We start from the raw sequence: 25,500 nt of genomic DNA on the forward strand, positions 1-25,500 counted from the left end.
CTCTGCCGCCACTCTGTCACGAAGCTTCGTCGCTCCTCTGCACTGTAACGGGCTCGTCTTGTTTTTGTTGATCTTTGCATTGACCGCAACCTTAACCCATCCCGGCTCGCTCAAGAAGGACGCCCGCCGCTTACCGCTTACGAAACTTCGAACAGCAGCACCGGAGTTTCTGGCCCAGGAACTCGCTCAATTGGTACGGCTCAAATCCGGCGCATTCCCGGACGACATCGCAATCGCCACGGCCAATATCCTTTGAATACGTGAAGGCCAAAATTTTACAAAACGGACTTTCGACGAGAACGAATCACTGTCTTGTCAACGCTGGTATTCCAATTACCAAGGAAGCACTTGCCCGCCTGCGTAAGTCCGGAAAACTTTACCCTTATCGATGGCCGCCCAACTACGGAACAAAGACTCACAAGGAAGTCTGTCGTTGGGCTGGGGTTGACTGGAAGAACATGCAGCCCGCCCCAAATGATGGTGACGCTGCCCCTTTTTCAGACAATGGGCTATCTTATCGTGCAAATCGTTGCCTGTCGCGCTCGGGGGATTCCTACAACAAAGGAATCAGATCGGGACGCAATTCGAGACGTCGCTCTTTTCCCAGGCAAGCGCCCCAGCACTTATTGACAGAAGACTCATCTCGAGTTGTGCCGGTGGGTTGGCATTGAGTGATTTACAAAGCCGACACTTGTAACTTAAGAGAGGCATTGAGAGCCGAGCGCTAAGAACTGTTGATTATGACTCGAACGACGGAAAAGGTGATGAACTGGTTCGGGCCTGCCGCGTTTTACGCCCCGAACTGGTAATTATTGCGGGTTCTTCACATGATGTCGGGAATGGTGCTCGCCTCAGACCAGGGGCGTCTCCGTCATCTGTGGCAAGATGGAGTTTAATCGGATCGGAAACATTATCAAAAAGCTGGAATGAAATAAATATGGCATCCAAAACCAGAATGGCTCTTTCAGGATTTCTGCTGGCGGGAATCTTCTTTCATTCATTGCTCTCGGAAGGCGCTGAAACATCGAGTTCATCGAGATCCGATTTGGCGTACGGGCAAAATGAGTCGGCTGGCCGCTTCGTCGAGCTGAACGGCATTAAGCTTTACTACGAGACTTACGGTGAAGGCAGTCCGATGCTTCTGATCCATGGAAATGGGCAAAGCATTTTCGGTCTGCGCCACCAAATCAACTTTTTCAAAACGCATTATCGAGTCATCGTGGCCGACAGCCGAGGACACGGCAGGACCGAGATGGGATCGGCCCGGCTGACGTACGAGCGGATGACGGAGGATTTCAATGCGCTGCTGGATACTCTCAACCTAAGGCAAGTGCATGTACTGGGATGGAGCGACGGAGGCATCATTGGACTTCTGCTGGCGAGCAAATATCCCGAGAAGGTTGACAAACTCGCCGTGATGGGCGCGAACCTGGATCCACAAGGCGCATATGATTGGGCGCTTTCATGGGTTTCAAGACGTGAAAGGGAGATCGACGCTCTGGCGGCCAGCGGCAACTCGTCGAATCATTGGCACATTTACCGGCAACGTTTAGACCTGCTGGGGAAGCAGCCGAACATCCTGGTCGAGCAACTAAGCAAGATTGCAGCACCAACTCTTGTGATGGCCGCCGACAGGGACGTTATTCGCGGTGAGCATACATTGAAGATTTTCAATGCACTACCCAAAGCACATCTGTGCATCTTCCCGGGAGCGACTCATATGATTCCAGAGCAAGATCCCCAAGTGTTCAACCGAACGGTGGAGAAATTCTTCCGAGATCCGTTTTCGCGTCCTGACACCAAGCAAATGTTCCAGTGAAAAATCCAAACCATTTCGTGCAAATCCCGATCCATGAAAATGCCACGTGAAATCCTGACAGTTCTGCGTGGTAGACCTATGGATGTCGACGATCGGAAATCACGCGGTTTATGCACGGCGCTTCCATGCGGACTGTTTTCCATGAAAAGTCGTGAGATGGGTATCGAGGTCATCGCGGAGGATATGAACAAATGAGTATCCTGGTGACTCTGGGTCTACTGGTGCTGCCGGCAATCGCCGTAGTTCGCAGCGGCTTGGATTTCCGGTGGATGGTGGCGTATGTACCGGTAATCAGTACGTTCACTTATTGGATGTATGCACGCGACAAGCGCCGGGCAGAAAATGGTGAATGGCGCGTGCCCGAAGCGCGGCTGCGCCTTTTGGATTTGCTGGGTGGATGGCCAGGTGGTTTTCTCGCGCAGCGACGGTTGCGGCACAAATGCTCCAAGGGCAGTTACCAGTTTGTATTTTGGCTCATTGTACTGGCATGGCAGTTCGCAGCGGTTGATTCGCTCCAGAACTGGAAATTCTCCAAAGCTGCCCTGAACAAGGTCGAATCAATCTCGGTGCACCGGATGTAGTCTGGAGAAAGAACGTACAACGGTAATTGTCCGACAAAATATGAAACACGCGTCACTCTTGATCACATTCATGGTTTCGATGACCACATTGGGTTCCGCAGCTGAACTGCGGCTCCCTTCCTTCCTGCCGGATTACTACCGGCCGGTGTTTACCAGCCGCACTAGCCCGTTGGTTTTCGTCAATGAACGCGAGACCAACGGTGTCACGCAATTCCTCTATTCAGCCGGTGCGAACGAGATGATTTCAATTGAGAGCGTCAGAGGCGACGTGCCTGCCTGCCGCACGACTTTCAACAACATCCTGGGGAACCTGAATCTGGCGATCACGACCAACAAAGGCGCCTTCCTGGAAATCACCGAAACCGAGTTGCACGCGAATGTCGTTCTTACCAATGTCACGCAGGAATTGTTCGTCTTTGTGCTGCCGCATTCGGTCCATGTCTGGACGTGTTCCACCTTGCCGAAAGCGCCGGCCCACTTCCCCCCCGACTTTTCCAAGCTTCTCAGCCTGGTAAAAAGGCAGCGCTACAACGAGGCACTTATCGCAGGAAATATTTCGATGGGTCACTGGCAGAACAGCATTCGAAAACACGCCCTTGCCTTGTTGGAAAAGGGCGAGAAGGAGGAAGCGCTGGTCGTGTTGAAGAATCTGCTTGCCACGGCGCCATTCGATTATGAGGCCCACCTTGCATTCATGGAAAACACTTCGGATCTCACAGCGGCAACAAACAGCGCCAAGGTGGTATTCAAGAATGCCGAAGACCCAAGCCAGATCAGCAAAGCAGGCAGCTTTCTCGGCGTTGAGACCCCTACCTTGGACAAGATTCCGGTGCTGAGCACAAACGACACTGGATTGACTGTCGTTCTCCTTCCTATCGCCCCGTGCAGCCCCTGGCTGCTTGAAGAGGTCGCCAGCACGTATCAGCGGATGACCGAGGTGCCCGTAGTGGTCCGGCGATTGGATAGCGAATGGAGGTGGGGCTCCCCCGACCGGATCGCGCGGCAACGACAGGTGGAGGGCATTCTGGTTCAACTGGCCAAAACGAATATCAACTTTGGCGGTTGGAATCAGGATCGCTATTTCCATGGTTTGACCAACGTTCTGAAGTCGCAGGACGCCGCCTGGCAATACTGGGGAACAGATCTGGTGACGAAGATAAAGGCGGAGCCGGGTCAATATCGCGTAGATACCTACATGCAGACGCTGAATCGGCATCTGAATCCGCATCGAACTGGAGACAGTCGAACCATGTATGTGGGAGTAACCGAGGCGAACATTTACGGGGACGACAACAATTATGTTTTCAGCGTGGGAACATTCGATCCGAGATTCCACGAGGGACTGATGTCCTACGCCATGATGCTCGGAAAACTGAATCCGCAGGGTTTTGACTCCCGCCAACGATTGGTTGAACGGATGGCCAAAGAGTTGGTTCCCGCGAGCCTGAAACAACTCCGCATCCCCCGCAGCACCGATCCGACGTGCCCTTATTCTTACTCCAGTGGCATCGAACGGCTGGATCAGAAGACCCTGACGTTGTCCGATGACGTAAAACAGGCGCTGAAGAAACTGAGAGAAACGCCGGCGGATTCGAACGTGCGTTAATGGGTGGCGATGAAGATATCCGATCACCTGTTAAATTTCATGGCGTTGGCGATTTTTGTGAGCGCTTCAGCGTTGGCTGAATCCCCGAGATTGAACGTTCGTGCTTTAGGAAACAACCGGATAGCGCTAACGGTTACGCCAGTCCGCCCGGAAAGCGTTTATGATATTTTCGCCCGCACCAACGGCCCTGAAGGTCATTGGATTCGAATCACGCAGATCTTGGGAGGCACGAACGGCTCGTCGACCATCAGCTATGAATTTCAGACTCAGCCGGACCCGAAGCTTTCCGGTTTCACTCTCCCAAATCTCTCCCGCTGGACGTTGGTTGCCGGTTTTGGCGATGACAGCGATGGGGACGGCTTGCCGGACACGTACGAAGATCTTGTGACGCGCACCGATCCGGTATCGGGCGACGCTGATGACGGATACAGCGACCCAGACGGAGACGGGTGGGCGAATTTGCAGGAGTTGTCGAACAACACCGATCCGCTGCGAGCCGATCGCCCGCCGGATCCAAGGGTTAGTGTGAGCTTCTATTCGCAAACCAATTCGCTACGGCAGGGCAAGGCTGTTCTCAAACTTCAAAACACGAGCGGGGTTTTGCCTGAGTATTTCGTCATCGACCGGGCTGAGCGAACTCTGCGTCCACCCACGGAAGATCCACGGTATCGGCGCCCGGTTCCGTTTCCGGGTCAACGAAGCTCCCCGACGAACCCGCCTCCTATTCGTCGTCCCGTTCAAAATGGTTCTCGATTCCGGCCGGGCGAACCTTCGATGATTACCGGTCCATTCAAAACTGTGGGACGAGTGAACACGCGACCGGGAATTTCGGAATACAGCTACGAGGAAACCAACGTTGACACCTTGTTTCAGCCTCTATATCGCGTGCGGGCTCACTTCGTTCCTCCCCTGCGCGCGTTCTTGAACCGGGTGGACGCTTCAAGTATCCGCGAAACCCGGCTGGCGGTGAATGTGAACCAAACCACCAATGGCTACAATTTGGTCGCTTTGCACCCGATTCCGTATGCGCGGTATTTGCTGCTGGTCCGCGACAGGAATCATCCGAGGTGGCGCGCCAGTGGCTATTTTGAATCCGGCACCAACACCAATCCGGTCCATTTTCGCGCCGATCCCAAAGGCATGATGATTGGCGGACAACGACCAATGGCGCTGTCGCTGGTGCGGTTTACGCCTGGACTGTTCGAGCCCGAGTTTACCGCTGGCTGGGCCGAAGACAGCGATGGCGATGGACTGCCGGATATTTACGAGGTTCTCGCGACTGAAACCGATCCGGTGCGATCTGACACAGGAGATTCAGGATTGCTCGACGGTTACAAAGATCCGGATCGAGATGGCTGGTCAAACCTGGAAGAATTTCGACGGCGAACGGATCCGTCAAAAGCTGATGCAGCCCCTCAAGCCGTCACTCTGAAAAATCCCACGCTGATGGAGATCATGAGAGCGATGCCGGTGCAAAGTGACCTCCCGTATGAAACTCGCGTGCTGATCCGGACCAATACGGCAGCGCGTTATGAACCTCTGAATCAGCCGCTCCCGATGCTTTTCCATCCCATGAATTCAGCCGACCGACGGAACACCCGTGGCAACTTTGACCTATTGATCTCCCGGCACGTCCCTAATGGCCCGATTCAGCGTCCCGCTGACTGGCATTAGGGCAATAAATTCCCTTTATTTACCCATTCAGTTCGTCTGGGTTGATGTCGGGCATCTGGGGTCGGCCGTTGTGGGCCGGCGGCGGGGTAAGGCGGGGTTGATCAGCATGGTGTTGAGCTGTTCCTGCTGGGTGGCCAGGTCCGGGTTGGGCAGGGAGGGCAGGCCGTCAATTATTGGGCGGAGCGTCATCTGACGACCGAGAAGGACCTCAAAGCTCTCCACGCACCTAAAAATTCTTGTTCCATGTGTCCGCGCATTCTTGGAGGAACTACTTAAAGAGGTCGCCTCTGGAGAACTGACCGCACGGGAGTGGTTGAACGTCGCGAGCAAAAAGCCATGAAATTGACGTCCAATCAACGTGCCAAAAAGGTCTCCAAGAAGTTCCAGATCGATTGGTCCCACATCGTTCCGCTAGCCGCGATTGCCCGAAGCGGTGATGAGAAGATCCGTCGCTTTCACGAACGACAGGAGATTGACTGACCGGGAGGCCGCGGTTCTGGTTCTGCTCCTGCCCGCGGTGGTGCGCGGACACTTGTCCAAGTGTTTCAATGCCGCCTGCTGCCCGGCTGCCAGCTACGCACGACTCAGAAATGCAGGCCGAGGTTCCCTTACCAATCTGTGTGCGGCAGCACGCAATATTACTCATACCGAATAGAACAGGATTATATTGTTTACATTATAGAAATGGTCTATAACGTTTACGTCATATGTCGGAGTACACTGTCAAGACGCCTCAACAGTTGGGAGCAATCCTAGCGGGTTATCGAAAGGAACGAAACCTCACTCAGGTGGAACTGGGTGCCAAACTCGGGGTCGCTCAGACGGTTGTCTCATTGCTCGAAAAGGACCCGCAGCGGGCATCGCTGGCCCGTGTGTTCAAGCTGGTTTCCGCGCTGGAACTCGACTTGGTTGTGAGACCGCGCGAGGCAGCCTCCAAACCGTCTGAGTGGTAGTATGGGAAGATCTGGCACATTGCGGACGCTGGTCGTCTGGATGAATGGGGAACGGGTTGGCGAATGGCGCCGGCCCGCCAGTGGAGGTCAGGAGTTTCTTTATGCTGAAACATGGCTTGCGTCGCCAGCTGCAAGACCGCTCTCGCTCTCGATGCCGCTTCGTCCCTCCAAAGAACCTTACCGGAACAACGTTGCCGCCTTCTTTGAAAATCTCCTGCCGGACAACCGACAAATCCTCGAACGGATTCAACGGCGCTTTGGCGTTCCCTCCGTGAACGCGTTTGATCTTCTGTCGCAGATCGGTCGCGACTGCGTCGGAGCACTCCAGCTCCTGCCAGAAGATCAGGAACCTCCCAACGTGAAGCAGATCACGTCGAAGAAACTTTCGTCCGAACAGGTCGCGGAACTCTTGAGTCAGACGGTCGGTAATCCATTGGCAGGCGGGATGGATTCTGATGAACCGTTGCGCATCTCCCTGGCAGGCGCTCAAGAGAAAACGGCGTTGTTACTCCGAAATGGTTCCTGGCGTCTGCCGACCGGCTCCACACCGACAACCCACATCCTGAAACTTCCTCTCGGCGTTAACCCTCAGGGGATTGATCTGTCCAGCTCGGTTGAAAACGAATGGCTCTGTTCCGAGATCGTGAAGGGCTACGGACTGCCGGTGGCCGGGTGCACGATCGAAACATTTGGTGAGTTCAAAGTGCTGGTGGTGGAGCGGTTCGACCGGAGGCTCTCATCGGATCGCAAATGGTATATGCGGTTGCCACAGGAGGATTTCTGTCAGGCCTGCGGAATTCCGCCGGCGCTAAAATATGAAAATGACGGCGGGCCTGGAATTCTGAGGATCATGGAGATGTTAATCGGATCCGAGCAGGCTGAACAGGACCGACGTCAGTTCATGCGCGCCCAGGTGATCTTTTGGCTGCTCGCGGCGATTGACGGTCACGCGAAAAATTTCAGCATCTTTCTACTTCCTGGCGGCTCGTACCGCCTGACCCCGTGTTACGACGTTCTCTCCGCGTATCCGGTGATGGGTCACGGTCGCGGCAAACTTGCTCCGGAAAAAATCAGAATGGCAATGGCTGTGCATGGAAAGAATCGGCACTACCGCTGGAAGGAGATTCAAGCCCGGCATTGGATCGAAACCGCAAGACGATGCGGCATCGCCGAAATGCGCTCCGTAATCGAGGAGGTCATCACCACTACGCCGCAGGTGATCCGGCATGCGCAATCGCAAATTCCAAAAGGTTTTCCTGACCTGATCGCTGATTCGGTGTTCGATGGACTGAACGCCGCCGCGAAGCAATTGAGGAACGATCTGGCGAAGCCTTGAACCGCCTTGAACCCTCGAGGCTCGCGCGCCAGGAAAGAGGCACCTCCGATTCCTTTCCTGCGCTCCTTGGTGAGCTGTCGGCAATTCCTCCCTGAGTGCCAAGTGATACAAAAGTGATACACACGACGATTTGGAAGTAGTTTCAGTGGGCACGGAGGGCGATGAAAAGCCCGCGGTTATTGGCGATGGCGAAGGTGACGACCTCGAACAAGCTCGTCAGGCTCATAACCTGAAGGTAATAGGTTCAAATCCTAGCCCCGCAACCAGTTTTCAAAGGCGGCCATTTCTCAACGAAATGGCGGCTTTTTTTCATTCGGCTGCCCCGAAGCTTGTCCAATGCACGAGGGTTTGGCAGACTCCGCGTCTCGCAATCCTATGACTAAAACCAAGGAACGACCGGTGCTGCCTCAAGTGTTTTTCAGGTCCGCTCTGTTCCCGATGCCAGGACCCGAGCGCGATCCCCTCCACGAACGCGCGGATGAACTGCGGAAGGTCATATCGAATGCGCGAAAGGATCCGCAGTTCGAGGCGTTTCTTCGAAGCCTGAAACTGGCCACCAGCGCCTTCAACGACGACGAGGCTTTCGGGTTGTTGAAGCTTCGCTTCGTTCGGACCCAAAGACTCAAGAGCAGGCAAGAGTGTTCCGGGACGAAACTGCCTTCCCGCGGCGCCTCGGCAAGCAATGGGAAGCTCAAAACCTTCTCATGCTGATGTCGAAACAGGTCAATCCCGTCGCAGGTTCCCGCGTCGGATACCTCGACGTGACGCGGGTCGATCTGTTCTCGAACAACAGCCGTTTTGTGTTCGGAGTCGCTGGGATCGGCGCAAACTGCGGGATCTTTTCCTTTTGCCGCTACGCTGCTGCAGTGACTGAAGAGCCGCCGAATCGGGATCGCCTCAAGGCAAGGGCGGTGAAGCAAGCTTTGAGCAACATAGGCCTGGTGTTTGGAATTGCGCGCTGCGGTCATCCCACTTGCGCGAGGGCATATGCCAACAGCCTGCCCGAGCATGACGCCAAGGAAATGAAGCTCTGCACCGTCTGCACGAATGGATTTAAGAAGCGGTTTTCTCTCGAACAATAATGTTTCGCGGCCATCGCCTGCTGGCCAAACAATGCAACTGAAACACAGCAACGGATTTCGTGGGATGCTTCTGGGAGTCGTCGCGTCCGAAATTTTGCTACCCGTGTTGTCCGAACGAGCATGGGAGCTTGTTGCGGCGATGGATCGCTTGGATGGCCCGCGACCGTTCCTGTTGCGGGCGGGATTGCCAGTTCCGAACCGCTGTGAATTACGGAGCTCAAGTGTCGGCGGGGAAAGGGTCTGCTACTTTGATCAAGGTGCGATTGAACAGGAGGTCACGACATGGCAACACCCATCTAAAATGGCTTTTCGCGTCACGGGAAACACCCTTCCCGGCCGTCGCTGGCTCACGTTCATCGACGCGGATTATGAATTCGCATCAGTGGATGGAGGCACCCGTGTTGTCCGCCACACCACTATTGGCACGCGTCTTTACCCGCGATGGTACTGGCGTCCGCTGGAACGGTGGGGTGTCACATCTGAACACGCGTATGTGTTCGCGAATTTGAAGCGATGGTGCGCCCAAGGGGCCCGGACGGACAGCGAGCCAGGCATTTGAAACGCACGGTCATCGCAAGGTCCCGCAAATCGTTGCGTTCCTGCTGCTAAAAAGGGGTTCCAACCACGAAGCACACGAACCACACGAAACAAGGCGGAGCCATCCCTGTCGTGCGGTTATTGCAGACCTCTCTTTCCGTATTTTTGATTCGCGCCGCGTTTGAGAACCACGCAACACGTTTTGGTTCCGCAGAAGTCCTAATTTGGACTGTGCGTTCACCAGTGTATCTCCATACTGTGCCGCATCATGCCAACGTCCAAATTCCTCAACGTCGCCATCGTTGGTTGTGGTGGAATCACCCTGCAGAATCATGTACCCGGCCTGTCCATGTGCCCGGACGTAAAAGTCGTGGCGCTGTGCGATGCGGACTCCGCTGCGCTGGAACGCGGACGTCAGCAAACCGGCGCAGCCATCATCAGCACGCAATACGAGGAAATCTTAAAGCGCGATGACGTTCACGCGGTGGTGATTGCAACGCCGAACATCACGCACGCGCCGATCGCCATGCTCGCGATTGCGAATGGCAAACATGTGCTTTGCGAGAAGCCGCTGGCTTTGAACCACGCAGACGCCCGGGCCATGGCAGACGCCGCTGATCGGGCGAACGTGCGGCACATGGTCGCATTTACGTATCGATTCGTGCCCGCAATGCGTTATCTCACGCATCTCGTCAAGCGCGGTGACCTCGGCCAGCCGTATCATTTCCGTTCGTGCCGGTTGCAGGATTGGGGCACGCGGGACCTGGGCTGGCGGCAAGTGAAACAACTCGCCGGCACAGGCGAGCTCGGCGACATGCTCAGCCACAGGATTGACTTCGCGCATCTGCTGGCCGGTCCGATGCAGCGGCTCGTCGCCAACACGAAACAGTGGCATCCATCGAGAGGCGGAAAGCCCAACGATCTGGATGATTGGGTCGCGATCATCGCGGAATTCCAGAACGGCGCGACGGGCGTTTTGGAAAGCAGCAAACTCGCGAGCGGCCGCAATGAAAGCTGGCGCAGTCTGGATTACGTCGAACTTAACGGCAGCGAACGATCGTTCGTTTTTATCACGGGCGAGTGGAACAAACTTCAAACCGGCAAGATTGGAGGACCCGGACTCGAGACCATAGAAATTCCGCGCGAGTTCTGGAAAACCCCTGGAGCACCGCGTGATTCGACGCAAGGCGATCCGCTGGTGTCGTTTCGTTACGACCAAGCGTGGGAATTCGTCGATGCCATTCGCAATGAGCGTCCATGCGTGCCGAGCTTTCACGACGGCGCGCGCGCATTGGCGGTCATGGATGCAGCGGTTAAATCTGCTTCAACACGGCAATGGGTGGATTTATGAACAAGACAGCAGTCATCACAGGTGGCGGCAGCGGCGTCGGCCGCGCGGTCGCGCTGAAACTCGCAAGCCAGGGCTGGCGCGTCGTGATTGTGGGACGGCGCCGAGACATGCTTCAGCAAACGATTGAACTCGCGGGGAATCGCTCGCCTGTCATCACACAGCACGAATGCGACATCGGGGATGCTGCAGCGGTGGCATCGCTGGGAAAAGCTGTGCTCGCAGAGTGCGGAGACGTTCATGCCCTGATAAATTCCGCGGGGACCAATGCGCCCCGCCGCTCGCTCGAAGTCCTTTCGCTGGAAGATTATCACTCCATGATTGGGGCGAACCTTAATGGCGCTTACTACTGCGTGCAGGCGTTCCTGCCGCAAATGCGCGCGCGCAGGAACGGAACGATCATCAACATCGTGTCGGAAGCCGGCAAACAAGCGTCTCCGAAGGCGGGACCCGCCTACGTGATGAGCAAGTTTGGGCTGGCCGGCCTGACCCAAAGCATCAATGCAGAAGAACGCGCCAATGGCATTCGCGCGTGTGCGATTTTCCCGGGCGACATCGACACTCCGTTGCTGGACAAACGCCCTGCGCCACCCGAGGCCAGTGCGCGCGCGAGGATGATGCGCGCCGAAGACGTGGCGGAGTGCGCGGTGTTTTGCCTCAACCTGCCGGAACATGTCGTCGTGGAAGAGATGTTGGTTCGCCCGCGTTGAGCTGGAACGCAACGCAACGATCTACTTCATCGGCAGGAGCACTGAAAACAGGCACACTTCGATAAAGCCGAAGATTGCCGTGGCGAAACAAGCGGCCGTCCAGGTGCGGAGCGTTTCGCGTTCGGTCATTCCAGACAGCCGGCTCACCACCCAAAACCCGCTGTCATTCATCCATGAAATGCTGAAGGCTCCAAACCCAATCGAGAGAAAAATGTACATGACGTTATACGGCAGCTCAACGCCTTGGATCACCTCAAACATCATGGCGGAAGTGGTCAACATCGCGACTGTCGCCGATCCCTGCGCAAAGCGAATGGTCATAGCCACAAAAAACGACAGGATCACGAGGTTCACCTGGTAACCTTGCGAGACGGACTTAATGGCATCGCCCACGCCTGCATTACGCAACATCGCGCCGAACGCTCCTCCCGCCGCAGTGATCACGATGATCACGCCAGCCGTTTCAATGGGTTTTCCCATCAACTCACCCAAGGCAGCCAATTTCAGGTTTCGCTGGCGGGCCAGCACCCAAAGGGCGATCGCGGTGCCCAGCAGCATTGCGATGTTCTTGTTGCCGAGAAACAGGAATGACTTGGCCACCGGCTGAAAAATCTCTGGTCCGCCAAGGGCCTGCACTGCCGCCGGCGCGTTTTGCGCAACTTTGAACACGGATGCCAGCGTGATCAGTGCGATAGGCAGCACCACCGGCAGGACGCTCCAAAAGAACGAGGGCAACTGCTCCTCTGGCATTTCCACAACTTGTTTGGATTCCTTCTCTGTGACGCCGGAGATTTCACGCAATGGAACGATGACCCTGCGGTTGATCCATACGGCGACACCATACCCCGCCGCGCAAGGCAGGAGTCCGGCGATCAATCCCCACAAAATCGAAAAACCGGCGTCCACGCGCAGATTATCGACCATGCCCAGCGGCCCGGGATGCGGCACAGTCAGCGAATGGGTCAGCACGCCCGCGACACAGATCGCGAGCAAATACAAAACGTAGTTCCTGCCGGTGCGCAGTCCCAGCGCCCGCGCGAGTGGGGCCATCAGCATGAACATCGTATCGAAGAAAATGGGAATTGAGAGAAAGTAGGTGCTAATCAGAAGCGCAATGGCCGCGCGTTTCTCGCCGAACACCGCAAGGCAACGCCGCACCACTTTGTCTGCTGCGCCGCTTTCCAACAGAGCCAGCCCTATGATGGACGCCAATCCAATTGAGATGGCGATGGTCCCCGCGGCGGCACCAAATTCAATAGCCGTCAGCTCCACCGCTGCGATCCAGGAATTGGCCTGCGCATCGGCGCGCAGCATGGCAGGCAGCCGGTTGATTTGAGCGGCCGAAAATTCCGGCGTGAGAAAGCCTGCGAGAAACGCGGCGCCAATCAGCGCCAGGAAGGCGTGCACACGGAACTTCGCAATCAGCAGGATGATCGTGGCGACGGAAATCGCCAGGATGGCGAAGGGCCAGAGTCCGGTCGGGGCGGCGATGGCGAGCAACGTCATGCAGGGAATTGCGGGCGAGGTTACACAGATGTTTCGCCGGGGGAAGTTGAAAATCTAAAAAGCGGTTGACCTCCACGCGCTCGCTAAAGGACTAAAGGACCAAGAGACTAAAGGACCGAGAGACGAAGGAACAAAAAGCAAACACGGATGAACACGGATTCGCAAACCGAACGCTGAAACCCAAAGGCTAAAAGTCGAAAACCCTCCAGGCGCCGGACCTTTTGCCCATGGCCTTTGTTGGCTCGGTCCTTACAGCCAGCTGCGGGGATGCTCGGACCTCGCCGCCTCGGCCACGGCCGAAATCCCGCCGCAGCACCCCACTTATTTTTTCAGACAGGCTCTGAGATTGTTTTGCTTTTTACCTCCTAATTCATCTGCGCGTGAAGCCGGCGCGTGAATGCGTCAAGCCAGCGCGATGATGGTCCCTTCTTTCAGGATCGGCTCAGGGTGCCGGGTGGGAATGCGTAATGCTGGGCTATCCAGCAAGGACTAATGAAAACCAAAGCCTTCAGCCTTTTGGACCTCGTCATCGTGATAGCAGTCGCCGGGGTGCTCGCCTTTTTCCTGCTGCCGCCAAGCCGCGGCCCCCATACAAAGGCGCCGCGCATTCACTGCGTCAATAATCTGAAACAGGTTGGACTGGCCTTTCGCGTGTGGGCCGCGGATCACGGAGAACGCATGCCGAACCAGGTTCCGGCAATCGAAGGAGGCTCGATGGAAACGCTGTTGGCTGGCGATCTGGTTGCGGCATTTCGCAATCTGTCCAATGAGCTTTCCACGCCAAACATTCTACATTGTCCGTCCGATGCTGATTCTGTCTCGGTCCGCAGCTTTCTGGACTTCGGTGACGAGAATGCCAGCTACTTCCTTTCGGCTGACGCCTCAACAAGCAATCCTGAAGCGCTTCTCGCGGGAGACCGCAACATTACAAACGGAACGCGGTTGGTGGCTGGGCTCCTGAATGTGAGCTCCAATGCACCGGCGGGATGGAATCATAAGATTCACGAAAAGGCGGGAAACGTTGCTTTCGCCGATGGAAGCGTTCAGCAGCTTACAATCAATGGGCTGAAACAAGTCACGACAACCCAACCTGATCCCACGCGCCTCGCTCTGCCGCGGGCAAACAGGCAGCCAATGGATCCACTGTGATTTCGCAATCTAGAAAGACTCTTGAGTTCATAAAGTCATCCTGAGGTGGGACTTCAGTAACCGCCGGCGACGGTGTAACCGGACCGTTTCAGGTCCTCTGCCAGGTCAACCTCCATTTGTGCGGCTGCCTCGAAGGGCATCGGGTTCAGGTGGGCATAGAGTTCCGGCATCAGACGCACTCCAAACTTCTTCACGATTGGCGCATCCTTGATTCCTGCCTTGTGGTTGGCGAAACGCTGTTCTGGATCAAGCCCTGTCATCCCCACGTACACGCATGGCTTTTCGGGATTGCGGCCGGGATTGGCTGCCCGAAGCTTGCGAACCCGTGCAGCGGCGGGATTCAGCAGAATCACGTAAACATGATGGTGCAGGCCCGCGCCTGTTTTGGAACGAATTTGCCTGAAGGTGCGGCGCTTCATTTGTTAACCGCATTCCTGTCGCGCGCTGTCACTGAATTGCATCAAAACTAGATTACGAAACCCCGAGCCCTGAAGCATCAATGGATTCGGATATTCGAATTGAAATTACCGTCGTGCGGAATGTATCAGTGGACCGTAACCCGCCTTTTGTGATATTCGTCTCAGCACGTGCGATGAGAAACTGCATCAACATATCAACTCCGTCCCGCCAGCCAGTGGGCGCAAAAGCGCGCCGTCACGGCCGGTCCAGCCAGGGTTGTGTGTTCAACGACGGACTGTCGGCGTCGTATGGCGGATCCGTGCGCGACACGCATTTGGATCATCGGGAAGCAAGCAGGTAACGGCATCGAACGACAATTCCAAACCCTGCTTGCTGAGAAGTGAGCAGGGTTTTTTGTTGCCTCAAACGGACAGTGAACTCCCGCAAGGAGCCGCGCGCGTCTGTGAACCCCTCAAAATGAACAATCAAACATTTTTTAGATATGGTTACAAATTACGGGCAAGAGCTTCTCCGGTTTCCGCTGGATCTCTTGTATTACGGCAACACCTACTACATTGAGCGTGTTGCCAGATTGGAAGACTCGCTGGCAGATGTGCCGAAGGAGATTCACCTCGAAATGATGGGGGACGGTGAGATTGATGCCGACTGGGCATTGGTGATCCGTGAAGTGCTGAACCAGCGTTCCGCGAACACCCGGCTCGTTACCAGGGCTCGGTCCAGCCTGAAGAACGGCTCGGCGCTGGTGTGGTTGCTCGGTGATCGCCGCCTCATCCGGGACGACGCGCGGCTTTTCTTCCGGCGCGCAAACATCACGGATGATGCGGAGATTGGCCCGGAACGGGTCTGGAAGGAGGACGACCTGCAGTATGTGGACTCGTTCTCCGAAGCGGATCCGGGGGAAGCAAGTCACGCCCAGGTGTTGCAGTACATCAACGAATTCCTGCCCGTGCGTGAATTCGCCGGACGAATCATTGATGTGCCAACGTTGCGGCAGTTCGGGTTGGTCGATAACGAAAAGCTCGATCATTGGCTCGCTGCCACGCTGGGTGCTACCCCAAGGGACAACGACGCAGCCAGGGAGCCAAGCAAGGCAGCGGGTAATGAAATCGCTGCATCGAAGCCGGCTCAGGAATGAGGCCATGCGGGCGGAGGCAACGGCTTCCGCCCGCACCAATTGATTCAGCAGGCAAGGGTGATGAAACATCGAAGCCCCTTCAGGTCATCGCGGTCGATCTCAAGCAGGCACTGTAAACTAATCAACAATTCCGGTTGCTGAAACGGGTTCGCAGTGCGTTAATCGCAGCACCTCATCGCCTTGCTGCCCGTTGCCAATTTGGAAAGCCGCCCCTTCCATCGCCTGCAACGTGGAAGAAACCTTTGAGACGTCGTCCCTCGGTCGTGGAATGCTGGCGCTCGGGCGCCGGTCTCTTCTTCGATGGAGCAACCGCGGAAATAATGTTCAACCCACCAACATGACAATCCCACATCAATGCCGCGACACATCCGACGCACTCCCGCCGCTGGGTGTTTCTTTCATCGGCAGTGTGAAATCGGGGAAAAGGGGATTGCTGTTGCTTGCAGGAATGTTCCTTTCGTTGGATTGCCCGCTGCATGTCCATGAAGACAAGCACACGCATCCCGCCCTTACAGTTGGAGCCATGCTCTTCATGGAGCGAACGCATCCGGAAGATGGCAGTTTGATTCCCAACAGCGGGCGCCTGCTGATTCGGCAGGGATCGATTGACGAGGACGCATGCCCAAATTTTTTGAGCCATTTTTACGATCCGAAAACGGGGCAGAATACGACGCCTCGTCCCAACTTCGTTCCGGGTTGCGGTTTTACGCCTTCGGATTTCGTTCAACAAACCGCGCCAGCCCGTGCCAGCGGCTTTTGGGCAGATGCCGTAACACAGTATCGCAGCGGCGACACCAACGCAGCGTTTCACAGTATTGGCCGGGTCATGCACCTTCTGGGCGACATGAGCTCACCTGCGCATGTTCATAACGATGTCCATGCCCAGGCGGGGTTGCCGGACTCGGGGTGCACGGATGGTGATGATTTTGAAAACTGGGGATGGAGTCCTGAGTGCGGGCTGAGGGATGGCATGCAAAACATTTACGATTACATCACGGACGAGGGGAATACTGCATCGTGGGCCTTAAGGACCAACCTTCTCATCGGCCTGGAAAACATTTTCAACAACCAACCGCGGGTGGCGACGCCATTGGGTGGAGATACGAACCCTGGCTACACATTCGTTCGCGAGCTTGCCAACGAGGTTTATGATTTCACGACGTTTGAGGTCGTCCTACAAGATACTTACAATTCCAATGATCGTGGAAGCGGGGAGCTCAAGACCATGTTCCCCTCGCTTGAGGAAACGACAGTGCCAGCGGCCTGGTGGATTCAAGATATCGGTTACTCACAGGGGCAGTGCAGCGGCGCTGCGAGCTCATTCCCTCAGGATTGGTGGATGATGAGTTGTACGGTCGAGGGATACTGCGGCTCTCCATTTCTGAAGTCCGCTTATTGCGTGACCGGGCTGGCTTACATCGAGAATATCGGTGGCGGAACCGGGCACTCCTACGAAATCCCGGACACCCTGGTTCCGGCCCAGTATGACCGGCAATGGTTTGCGGCCCGCTATGGCTCCAAGTTCAATTCAGGCAGATCGATGCTGCAAATTTACGGTGACGTATTATACCCGGCCGCCGTGACTTACGGCGCGGGGCTGCTTCTCTCGTTTCTTGACGATGCCATCATGCCCAAGCCAATGATGCTTGGTTCATTTGGCGGGGATGGCTCCACTATGCTTTTGACGGGCGAGGCAGACGCGGGCGGTGTCGCTGCCTGGGCGTGGTTCGAGTGGGGGGTGACTACAAATTATGGGAATTCCACTGCGCCCCAGAGCATTGGCGCCGGGACAAATTTCCTTGGCGTGGCTGCATCGATCAACGGTTTGACTCCCAACCAGACGTATCATTGCCGTTTGATATCAAGTAATCAGTTTGGCGTTCGGCGGAGTACGGATCGCATGTTCCAGACGGAGGATTTCATTATTGCGGGTGGAGGTTTGAATGCATGGCAGATCGCAGATGATTCCACGGCCTCTGGGTCAACCCTTTCCTATATTACAAATCTCACAGCGGGCCAGAATCAGGCGGCGACCAATTCAGGATGGCACTTCACGGCGGTCTCCCGGTTGACTGCCGACATCAGGGGCAGCAAAACCATGCACCTCCTTTACAGCCATGGCGCCAGACGCTTTCTTGTCTGGTGGGATTTTGACCTGAACGGTGACCTTTTCGCCGAGGTGGAAGGAATCGCGCAGCCATTCAAACTGGCTGCGAATGGGTTAGGCGCCAAACAATATCATACGCACGAGGTGCTCTACACCAACGGCATCGCAACCTATTTTTTTGACGGTTCGCCGATAACGAGCTGGACTGGCAGTTCGATCTCCGGTCCAGCGGGCCGGGTTCAGTGGGGCGCAGGCGCATCGGGCGGTCAGGGAAGCATGAACTATCATGCCGTGAGCTTTGACATTTCCGGAATGGGGCGCGTCGCTTCTTACCACGCGGGCATGGACGGTGCTCCGCCTCCAACGCCCGCCGGCCAGGGCTGGACCCGAATCGCCGGTGGCTTCTCCCTTTTCGAACAATCCCTGGCGCCAGACGGCGACGCATTCGTTCCGATCGCTTTGACTTTCGGGGCAAGCGAGGTGCAATCCCATGGTGCGCAATTGAACGCGCTGGCGAATCCGAATGGCGATGACAGTGCAGGCTGGTTCGAATGGGGATCGACCACCTCCTATGGCAACCGCACGCTCATTCAGAACATTGGTAACGGATTGGCGAACACGAATTTCAGCGCAGTTATCTCGGGACTGGAAGTGGATTCGATTTACCATTATCGGGTCATCGCCAGCAACAGCTTCGGTGTGCGGTTCGGCAACGATCAGGAACTTCAGACTTCCGCATACCTCTTGAGTGGCGCCGTGCCCAACGCATGGCAAATCACCGACGATTCCACTGCCTCAGGTTCGATTTTATCCTATTCCACAAACCTTGCCGTCGCGCAAAGGACGGCTGCGGCCAGCAGTTGGCGGTTCCTGATTACGTCGCGGCTGCTCACGGACTTTTCGGGCTTGCGCACGATGACGTTCGTTTACGGTAATGGAACGCGCCGTTACCTGGTTTGGTGGGATCTCGATGCGAACGGCCGGCTCACTGCAGAGCTGGAAGGACAGCCGGTCATCAATGTGGCCTCCAATGCTGCCGCAATGCTGTATCACACGCATGAATTGAGTTTCACGAATGGCGTTGCGACATACAGAGTCGACGGCAAAACAATCGGCAGCTGGGCTGGCGTCGTTTCATCGGCAAACGCGAATCAAGCCTTGTGGGGTTCAGGGTCTTCGCCCGGGATGGGACAGATGAATTTTCAGCGCGTGGAGTTCCAGGTTGGCGGTTCCAACGTCATTGCGTCCTATAATCCTGGCAGCGTTGAGGATTCAACCGCGGCGCCAGATCCCGTTTCACAAGGATGGTCAATCAACCAGGGTGCGGTCACTTTGGAGATTGGAAGCATTGCGCCAGACGTCGAGGCTTACCTGCCGCGAGTGGAGACGCTGCAGGCGAATGCGGTGGGCGCAGCCAGCGCGGAGCTCAACAGCCAGATCTCGACCAGGGGACAGGAGACCAGCGCGTGGTTCGAATGGGGGGCGACGATGAATCATGGAAATCGGACCGCGTTCCAAACTGTGGATGCGGCCCTGGATACTGCGATCAAGAGTGCTGTCCTGGATGGATTGAGCGTCGGCACGCCTTACTTTTTCAGGGCAGCAGCGAGCAATCAGTGGGGCACGGCGTTTGGCGTGAACCAGACGTTCGTGACAAGCTGGTTTACCCAGGTTGTCACCACGCTGCCCGCGGTCGACATAGGTTCATTGGATTGGGGCGATTTCGACAACGATGGGGATCATGACATTCTCATGAGCGGCCAGGGTCAATCATCCAGCATGGCGCGTGTTTATCGGAATGATGGAAACGGAACATTCAGCGACATCAATGCCGGGTTGCCATCGGTGAACTGGAGTGAAGCGACGTGGGGCGATTTCGACAACGACACTTACCTGGACATCCTTTTGACAGGACTGGGACAAACGGGGTTGGTCGCACGCATTTACCGCAATGACGGCGGGACGAACTTCTCCAGCATTAACGCTGGACTAGCAGGCGTCTGGAAGTCCGCGCAAGCATGGTTCGACTTCGACAATGATGGCGATCTTGACGCCGTGATCACTGGATTGGACGCGGGAGGATTTCCCACGAGCCGAATCTATCGCAATGACGGGAGCGCTCATTTTTCGGACATCAACGCGGGGCTCCCAGGTTTGGCGGAAGGATCCGTGGCGTCAGGTGATTTCGACGGCGACGGGGATCTCGATATTGTTCTCACGGGCCGTGACACAACAGAAACGGCTTTGACTTGTTACTATCGAAACAATGGCGAGGGGAGCTTTACAATCGTCGATCTGAATCTGCCGGGTGTTTATCAGAGCGCGCTCGCGGCTGCGGACTATGACAGCGACGGAGACCTGGATCTGCTTCTGAGCGGCTCGACTGGCGAAGGCTCCATCACGCGATTGTTCCGGAATATTCGCAATGGAACCGCTCTGGAGTTTGAAACGATCAACAACTCTTTCGCCGATGTTTCGGCAAGTTCGATCGCCTGGGGCGACTTTGACAATGACGGCAATCCCGACGTCGCCTTGACGGGATGGAGCGGAGCGCCTTTTGCGGCGATTTATCGCAGCAATGGCGACGGCACCTTTAATGCACTAACTGTTGGATTGATCGGCGCTTTTTGGAGTTCGGCGGTTTGGGGTGACTTCGACAGAGATAGTGATCTTGATCTGCTCGTCAGCGGGCGCAACGATCCGAATGGGCAGAACACGCGAGCGATGAGCCTGTATGGGAATGTTTCCTCCGCAACGAACAGCCCGCCAGCTGCGCCGACCGCGCTCGTCGGATCAGGCGTTGGTGGAACCGCGCAGTTTGAATGGCAGGCGGCGGTCGATATGGAAACACCTGCGTCGGGATTGACCTATAACGTGGTGCTCGCCACAACTCCTGGGGGCGGAAATCTGACCTCACCCATGGCTGATGTGACCAGCGGATTTCGACGAGTTGTCCAAGCTGGAAACGCCGGAGAGAATCTCTTCTGGAGTCTCAGGGGGCTTGATCCCGGCACTTACTATTTTTCCGTGCAGGCGATTGACTCAACGTTCGCCGGCGGAGCCTTCGCGCCGTGGCAAATGATTGAGGTGGCACCGCAACCGATCGTGATCGTTGCGGTCGAAGCTCCATCGCATAGCCAGCTGCGCCTTCAATTTGTCGGACCGGCGAACGGCAGTTACGAAGTAATGCGATCGGCAGACTTGAAGGATTGGTCCATGATCGGTTCGGCGGCTGAAGTCGAAGCCGGTCTATTTGAATTCCAGGATGCGGCCACGCCACCACCCGGCGCGTTTTATCGCATCCGATCAACAGGAATGTGATCTGATCGGTTGCACCTGCGCGCGTCTCCGGCATTTTCGAGAACGAAGTGAAGCAAAACGTTTTCGCCCAGGAAGTATTCCGTGCGGTCACACTCGATGGAGACCTTCGCACTTTCGGGAACAAGGCTTCCGGCCTTCGCTTCCCCGGTGGGAACCTCGCCAGCAGTTGCTATCCCCAATCTGATCAGGAAGCCAATCCACAGGCACGAAGCGATCACACGCGGTTTCATACGTGAACGTTAGCTTTGGTTGGAGATGGCTGATAGCTCAATTGCAAAGAGCAAACCCGGCTGAGTGCATCCTGACACTGCCCCGGACCGCGACCTTCGGGTCGCTTGAATGAGCGCATCGAGTCGTGTGAAGTCATTGCCCCGCGGATTCGCACGCTCAAGCGGCGTGAACGCCGCGCTCCTCCTCCATTGTGGCTTCTGGCGGGACCCAGATTCGGCTTTCGGCTTGCTGGGTTTTCGCAATACTTTCCCCATGCCGTGCCGCTTTCCAGTCGCGTTGTTTTGCCGCTGGATTCTTGCTGTCCTTGCTGCCGCGTGTTTTTCTCCCACATACGCATCCGAACCGCCCGATTACCTGGTTCAAGCGTGGCAGAGCGAAGATGGATTGCCGCACCAGGTGGTGAACTCGGTTCTTCAAGACCGCGCGGGCTACATCTGGCTCGGGACCGAAACCGCCCTCGTGCGTTTCGACGGAGTCGAATTCAAGGAATTCTCGTCACCGCTGATTGCAAATGAGAAAACGTCACGGATTCGGGCGATCGTGCAGGAGAGTTCTGGCGACCTCCTGATCGCGCCCGATGTTGGCGGATTGGTGCGGTTGCGCGACCGGAGATTCATCCCTCATCCCGCGGCGGCCGCGCTTCAGCCGCATGCCATTGCCACGTTGTTCGCGGAACCCGGTGGCGCCGTTTGGGTGGGTTATTTGGGCGGTGAAATCGAACGTTGGGAAAATGGAACGGTGCAAACCCTGGGTGCCGAGGACGGCTTGAAGGGACAATGGGCGTCGTGGGCGTACGATCGCGAAGGCCACCTTTGGTTTGCCAACAGTACGTTCCTCGGCCGATTCACCGAAGGCCGCCTGGTACCGCAGCGGGAGAACCTTGGAGATCGGCTGTATATCGCCTCTGCGCGGTCGGGTGGCATCTGGGCCGCGAGCAATGAACGACTGTGCAAGGTTGAAAACGGCCAGGTGAGCATCCTGATCGAAGACCCTCCATGGTCTGGCGTTCGCGTGCGGCACCTGTTCGAGGACCAGCGCGGCAACCTCTGGATTGCAACCAGCTCTCGCGGGCTTTTTCGATACGCCAGCCAGCGCCTCGATCCCGTCACCACTTCGCATGCGTCGGTTAACATGACCCATGAGGATTATGAGGGGAACATCTGGGTCGCAACGCATGGTGGCGGACTCAATCGGCTTCGCCGGAAGATTTTCGATCTCTACAACGCCAGCCGCGGCCTTGCCGATGACATCAGCTATTCCGTCGCAAGCGACCGCGAAGGAGGGCTTTGGGTGGGGAATTGCGACGGCGGATTGGCAAGGTTTGACGGGAATGCATTTGAGATGCTCACCCAGAAACCTGGCTGGCCCGGGCTCCGTGTTTTTTCCGTGGACACAGACATGGAGGGCAACGCGTGGATTGGAACGCGGACCGGGCTGTATTGGTGGAATCAAAATCGTGAGACGGTCCCGCAACGCATGGAAGAAAACATCATTCGCGATGTGCATGTCATTTTTCCGGCGAAGTCTGGTGATGTGTGGATTGGTGCCGATCCCGACGTGCTGGGCAGGTTCCGCGGTCGCGAGTTCATGCAATTCGGCCCGGCTCAAGGGTTCAAGGGGAATCATGTCCGGGCGATCGCGGAAACGAGCACGGGTGAAATCTGGGTGGGAACCGAAGATGGGGAACTCTTGCGTTTCCGCAATGGCAGGTTCGATCCAATGGGTCCCGAGCACGCATGGCCTGGCAGTTCGGTTCGCAGTCTGTGGGCAGATCCTGACGGGCTGGTCTGGGTAGGCACTTCAGGCAGCGGCTTGTTTGTCCTCGATGGCGAACGTTTCGCGCGGCTCACCACGGCGCATGGGTTGCCGGCAAATGTGATTTTCCAGATCGTCCCGGACCAGCGGGGACGCATCTGGTTCGGGTCGCCAGCGGGGTTGTTTCATGCGTCCCGCGCGGGATTGCTGGCGTGCGCGCGCGGAACCGACGATCGGATTCCCGTGGCGATGTTCGGACGCAGTGATGGCCTTGCCAGTGTTTCGTGCCTGGGCGGGTATCAGCCGACTGCAACGGCGTTGACGAACGGCCAGCTCTGGTTCGCAACGCGTCAGGGATTGTTGAAGGTCGACACTGCGGCAGAACGGCGAAGCCAGCGGCCCCCGCCCGTGCTGCTGAATGAAGTTGTGGCGGATAATCGGCCCGTGGACTTGAGCCGGCCGCTGCGGATCGCTGCCAATACGCGCAAACTCGAATTTCGGCTGGCTGTCCTGAGTTACACCGCGCCTGAGCGCGTGCAGTTGCGCCATCGATTGGACCCGTTCGATTCAGGCTGGGTTGAAGCAGGTGGCGCGCGGCGCATCGCATATCCCAGGCTGCCTGCCGGCAACTATCGGCTGCAGGCCGCGGCAAGCAACAGTGACGGCGTTTGGAACGAGGAGGCCATTGATCTCGCGTTTGTCGTGTTGCCGGCGTGGTGGCAAACAGTCTGGTTTCAGCTCACCGCCGTTGCATCGTTCGTGGGCTTGATTGGTCTCACCGTGCGGTATTTGTCTCATCGCCGCCTGCGGATGCGGTTGCAACGGTTGGAAGCGCAACAGGCGCTTGAAAAGGAGCGCTCGCGGATCGCTCGCGACCTGCACGACGACCTGGGCGTCAGCCTGACGCAAATTGCCCTGCTGGCTGAGATGTCGAACAACCCTGCGCTTCCGCCGGATCGCCTGGAGAAAAATCTCAGCCAGGTGGTGTTCGGCGCGCGGCAATTGGTTCGTGAGCTCGACGGGATTCTTTGGACTGTCAATCCAAAGAACGACTCGCTCGACAAGCTGGCGAGTTATGTGTGCCAGTTCTCGCAGCAGTTCTGCCGGGTAACGCCCATCTGCTGCAGGTTCGATGTCGCGGAAAATATTCCCGTCTACCCGCTGTCGCCCGACGTGCGGCATGATTTGTTTCTCACCGTCAAGGAAGCGATGAACAACGTGGTGCGGCATTCGGGAGCGACCGAGGTGTGGCTGCGGATCCGCATGGACAGGGACGTGTTCGAGATTGTGATTGAAGACAATGGACGGGGTGTTGAGTCATCGGTGGTGCAACGCTCGGAGCGAAACGGGTTGCGCAACATGCGTTCGCGAATTGAGGGCCTTGGCGGAACCTTTGCGTTTGAGAGTCATCGGGGCGCGGGCGCGCGAGTGCAAATCCGTTTCCCTTTGCATCTTGATCCGCTAGCTTCATCGGCGAATGGCGCCCGAAACTGACAATGCGAAATCGGCGGGACCGATTACTGTGGCGATCGTTGAAGACAACGGGCCGATGCGCGACACCCTGATGCAATTGATTCAGGACACTCCCGACATGAAATGCCTTGGCGTGTGCGACACTGCGGCCAAAGCGTTGAAGCAGATTCCCAAGCTGGCTCCGGAAGTCGTCATCATGGACATCCGCCTTCCAGATCGCTCCGGCATCGAATGCACCGCGCGCTTGAAGGCGCTTCTGCCCGAGACGCAAATCCTGATCTACACGGTCAACGAGGATAACGACCAGATTTTTGAAGCCTTGAAAGCGGGCGCGAGCGGTTACCTGCTCAAGAGTGCGGCGCCTGCGGAAATCCGCGAATCGATCATTGATATTAAATTGGGTGGTGCGCCCATGAGCAGCGAGATTGCGCGCAAGGTGGTGCAATCATTTCGCCAGCCGGAGGTGGTGAAGAATCCCGAGCTCGACCAACTCACGCGCCGCGAAGAGGAAATCCTTGCATTGCTTGCGCAAGGTTACGTTGCGAAGGAAATCGCCCAGCGCCTCTACCTGAGCTACGCCACAGTCCGCACGCATCTTCATCACATATATGAGAAGTTGCACGTCAGCACGAAGACGGAGGCAGTAGTGAAGTACTTGAAGTGATTTGTTTTTGTTGTCCTTTAGTCCTTTAGTCCTGTAGTCCTGTAGTCCTGTAGTCTCAGCCCCGTCCTCTGTCCTCCAAAATACACCAATTGA

20 protein-coding genes are annotated in these 25,500 nt (G+C 56.5%); 17 read left to right on the forward strand and 3 right to left on the reverse strand.

Annotated features, from left to right (window positions below; genetic code table 11):
* The 8 genes from VEH04_00005 to VEH04_00040 all read left to right on the forward strand — a co-directional run.
* The coding region (locus VEH04_00005) for a hypothetical protein (GenBank protein HYG21131.1) at positions 1 to 256 on the forward strand (256 nt) is incomplete at its 5' end.
* A gap of 681 nt (positions 257 to 937) precedes the next feature.
* On the forward strand, positions 938 to 1,819 hold the full coding sequence (locus tag VEH04_00010; protein ID HYG21132.1) for an alpha/beta hydrolase: 882 nt from the start codon (positions 938 to 940) through the stop codon (positions 1,817 to 1,819).
* Positions 1,820 to 2,010: 191 nt separating this feature from the next.
* Positions 2,011 to 2,400 (forward strand): DUF1294 domain-containing protein, encoded by a 390-nt coding sequence (locus tag VEH04_00015; GenBank protein HYG21133.1) that lies wholly within the window; start codon positions 2,011 to 2,013, stop codon positions 2,398 to 2,400.
* Positions 2,401 to 2,440: 40 nt separating this feature from the next.
* The gene (locus VEH04_00020) at positions 2,441 to 4,006 is read left to right on the forward strand and encodes a hypothetical protein (protein ID HYG21134.1); all 1,566 of its coding nucleotides are present in this window, start codon (positions 2,441 to 2,443) and stop codon (positions 4,004 to 4,006) included.
* Positions 4,007 to 4,015: 9 nt separating this feature from the next.
* Positions 4,016 to 5,680 (forward strand): hypothetical protein, encoded by a 1,665-nt coding sequence (locus VEH04_00025; protein ID HYG21135.1) that lies wholly within the window; start codon positions 4,016 to 4,018, stop codon positions 5,678 to 5,680.
* A 336-nt stretch (positions 5,681 to 6,016) separates the two neighbouring features.
* Positions 6,017 to 6,160, forward strand: a complete 144-nt coding sequence (locus VEH04_00030) for a hypothetical protein (protein ID HYG21136.1) — start codon at positions 6,017 to 6,019, stop codon at positions 6,158 to 6,160.
* A 227-nt stretch (positions 6,161 to 6,387) separates the two neighbouring features.
* Complete coding sequence (locus tag VEH04_00035; protein ID HYG21137.1) at positions 6,388 to 6,633, forward strand: helix-turn-helix domain-containing protein; 246 nt, start codon at positions 6,388 to 6,390, stop codon at positions 6,631 to 6,633.
* A 1-nt stretch (position 6,634) separates the two neighbouring features.
* Positions 6,635 to 7,969: a type II toxin-antitoxin system HipA family toxin gene (locus VEH04_00040; protein ID HYG21138.1), complete on the forward strand. Its 1,335-nt coding sequence runs from the start codon at positions 6,635 to 6,637 to the stop codon at positions 7,967 to 7,969.
* Positions 7,970 to 8,278: 309 nt separating this feature from the next.
* Here the strand turns inward: VEH04_00040 and VEH04_00045 are convergent, their stop codons facing one another.
* The gene (locus VEH04_00045; protein HYG21139.1) at positions 8,279 to 8,587 is read right to left on the reverse strand and encodes a hypothetical protein; all 309 of its coding nucleotides are present in this window, start codon (positions 8,585 to 8,587) and stop codon (positions 8,279 to 8,281) included.
* Positions 8,588 to 8,673: 86 nt separating this feature from the next.
* Between VEH04_00045 and VEH04_00050 the strand changes: the two genes are divergently transcribed.
* The 4 genes from VEH04_00050 (at position 8,674) to VEH04_00065 (ending at position 11,646) form a co-directional block, all read left to right on the forward strand.
* Positions 8,674 to 9,051: a hypothetical protein gene (locus VEH04_00050; protein HYG21140.1), complete on the forward strand. Its 378-nt coding sequence runs from the start codon at positions 8,674 to 8,676 to the stop codon at positions 9,049 to 9,051.
* A gap of 31 nt (positions 9,052 to 9,082) precedes the next feature.
* Entirely contained in the window at positions 9,083 to 9,610 is a 528-nt protein-coding gene (locus VEH04_00055; protein HYG21141.1) for a hypothetical protein, read from the forward strand.
* A gap of 246 nt (positions 9,611 to 9,856) precedes the next feature.
* Positions 9,857 to 10,939: a Gfo/Idh/MocA family oxidoreductase gene (locus tag VEH04_00060; protein HYG21142.1), complete on the forward strand. Its 1,083-nt coding sequence runs from the start codon at positions 9,857 to 9,859 to the stop codon at positions 10,937 to 10,939.
* On the forward strand, positions 10,936 to 11,646 hold the full coding sequence (locus VEH04_00065) for an SDR family oxidoreductase (protein HYG21143.1): 711 nt from the start codon (positions 10,936 to 10,938) through the stop codon (positions 11,644 to 11,646). Before VEH04_00060 ends, VEH04_00065 begins: the two co-directional genes overlap by 4 nt.
* Before the next feature lie 21 nt (positions 11,647 to 11,667).
* Here VEH04_00065 and VEH04_00070 read toward each other — a convergent pair whose 3' ends face one another.
* Positions 11,668 to 13,152 carry an SLC13 family permease gene (locus VEH04_00070; GenBank protein ID HYG21144.1) on the reverse strand — a complete coding sequence of 495 codons (1,485 nt, stop codon included), beginning with the start codon at positions 13,150 to 13,152 and terminating at the stop codon, positions 11,668 to 11,670.
* Positions 13,153 to 13,644: 492 nt separating this feature from the next.
* On the opposite strand from VEH04_00070, the gene VEH04_00075 reads away from it, so the two are divergent.
* A complete protein-coding gene (locus VEH04_00075) occupies positions 13,645 to 14,301 on the forward strand; it encodes a hypothetical protein (protein ID HYG21145.1) in 657 nt (218 codons plus the stop codon).
* 53 nt (positions 14,302 to 14,354) lie between these two features.
* Here the strand turns inward: VEH04_00075 and VEH04_00080 are convergent, their stop codons facing one another.
* The gene (locus VEH04_00080; protein HYG21146.1) at positions 14,355 to 14,720 is read right to left on the reverse strand and encodes a hypothetical protein; all 366 of its coding nucleotides are present in this window, start codon (positions 14,718 to 14,720) and stop codon (positions 14,355 to 14,357) included.
* Between the two features lie 482 nt (positions 14,721 to 15,202).
* On the opposite strand from VEH04_00080, the gene VEH04_00085 reads away from it, so the two are divergent.
* From VEH04_00085 to VEH04_00100, 4 genes are all read left to right on the forward strand, one after another.
* Positions 15,203 to 15,856 (forward strand): hypothetical protein, encoded by a 654-nt coding sequence (locus tag VEH04_00085; GenBank protein HYG21147.1) that lies wholly within the window; start codon positions 15,203 to 15,205, stop codon positions 15,854 to 15,856.
* A 337-nt stretch (positions 15,857 to 16,193) separates the two neighbouring features.
* Entirely contained in the window at positions 16,194 to 21,284 is a 5,091-nt protein-coding gene (locus tag VEH04_00090; protein HYG21148.1) for an FG-GAP-like repeat-containing protein, read from the forward strand.
* 483 nt (positions 21,285 to 21,767) lie between these two features.
* Complete coding sequence (locus VEH04_00095) at positions 21,768 to 24,764, forward strand: two-component regulator propeller domain-containing protein (protein HYG21149.1); 2,997 nt, start codon at positions 21,768 to 21,770, stop codon at positions 24,762 to 24,764.
* Positions 24,748 to 25,407, forward strand: coding sequence for a response regulator transcription factor (locus VEH04_00100; protein HYG21150.1), 660 nt, complete (start codon positions 24,748 to 24,750; stop codon positions 25,405 to 25,407). Before VEH04_00095 ends, VEH04_00100 begins: the two co-directional genes overlap by 17 nt.
* Positions 25,408 to 25,500: the final 93 nt, after the last annotated feature.

The organism is Verrucomicrobiia bacterium (assembly GCA_035629175.1).
Taxonomy (GTDB): domain Bacteria; phylum Verrucomicrobiota; class Verrucomicrobiia; order Limisphaerales; family DASXHY01; genus DASXHY01.

What these genes read in the sequence shown, in the direction of transcription:
- VEH04_00040 (HYG21138.1), top strand. Translation starts at nt 6,635, where the DNA reads ATGGGAAGATCTGGCACATTGCGGACGCTGGTCGTCTGGATGAATGGG.
- VEH04_00070 (HYG21144.1), bottom strand. Translation starts at nt 13,152, where the DNA reads ATGACGTTGCTCGCCATCGCCGCCCCGACCGGACTCTGGCCCTTCGCC.
- VEH04_00055 (HYG21141.1), top strand. Translation starts at nt 9,083, where the DNA reads ATGCAACTGAAACACAGCAACGGATTTCGTGGGATGCTTCTGGGAGTC.
- VEH04_00095 (HYG21149.1), top strand. Translation starts at nt 21,768, where the DNA reads ATGCCGTGCCGCTTTCCAGTCGCGTTGTTTTGCCGCTGGATTCTTGCT.
- VEH04_00090 (HYG21148.1), top strand. Translation starts at nt 16,194, where the DNA reads ATGACAATCCCACATCAATGCCGCGACACATCCGACGCACTCCCGCCG.
- VEH04_00010 (HYG21132.1), top strand. Translation starts at nt 938, where the DNA reads ATGGCATCCAAAACCAGAATGGCTCTTTCAGGATTTCTGCTGGCGGGA.
- VEH04_00035 (HYG21137.1), top strand. Translation starts at nt 6,388, where the DNA reads ATGTCGGAGTACACTGTCAAGACGCCTCAACAGTTGGGAGCAATCCTA.
- VEH04_00020 (HYG21134.1), top strand. Translation starts at nt 2,441, where the DNA reads ATGAAACACGCGTCACTCTTGATCACATTCATGGTTTCGATGACCACA.
- VEH04_00100 (HYG21150.1), top strand. Translation starts at nt 24,748, where the DNA reads ATGGCGCCCGAAACTGACAATGCGAAATCGGCGGGACCGATTACTGTG.
- VEH04_00025 (HYG21135.1), top strand. Translation starts at nt 4,016, where the DNA reads ATGAAGATATCCGATCACCTGTTAAATTTCATGGCGTTGGCGATTTTT.
- VEH04_00085 (HYG21147.1), top strand. Translation starts at nt 15,203, where the DNA reads ATGGTTACAAATTACGGGCAAGAGCTTCTCCGGTTTCCGCTGGATCTC.
- VEH04_00075 (HYG21145.1), top strand. Translation starts at nt 13,645, where the DNA reads ATGAAAACCAAAGCCTTCAGCCTTTTGGACCTCGTCATCGTGATAGCA.
- VEH04_00065 (HYG21143.1), top strand. Translation starts at nt 10,936, where the DNA reads ATGAACAAGACAGCAGTCATCACAGGTGGCGGCAGCGGCGTCGGCCGC.
- VEH04_00030 (HYG21136.1), top strand. Translation starts at nt 6,017, where the DNA reads ATGAAATTGACGTCCAATCAACGTGCCAAAAAGGTCTCCAAGAAGTTC.
- VEH04_00050 (HYG21140.1), top strand. Translation starts at nt 8,674, where the DNA reads ATGCTGATGTCGAAACAGGTCAATCCCGTCGCAGGTTCCCGCGTCGGA.
- VEH04_00080 (HYG21146.1), bottom strand. Translation starts at nt 14,720, where the DNA reads ATGAAGCGCCGCACCTTCAGGCAAATTCGTTCCAAAACAGGCGCGGGC.
- VEH04_00015 (HYG21133.1), top strand. Translation starts at nt 2,011, where the DNA reads ATGAGTATCCTGGTGACTCTGGGTCTACTGGTGCTGCCGGCAATCGCC.
- VEH04_00060 (HYG21142.1), top strand. Translation starts at nt 9,857, where the DNA reads ATGCCAACGTCCAAATTCCTCAACGTCGCCATCGTTGGTTGTGGTGGA.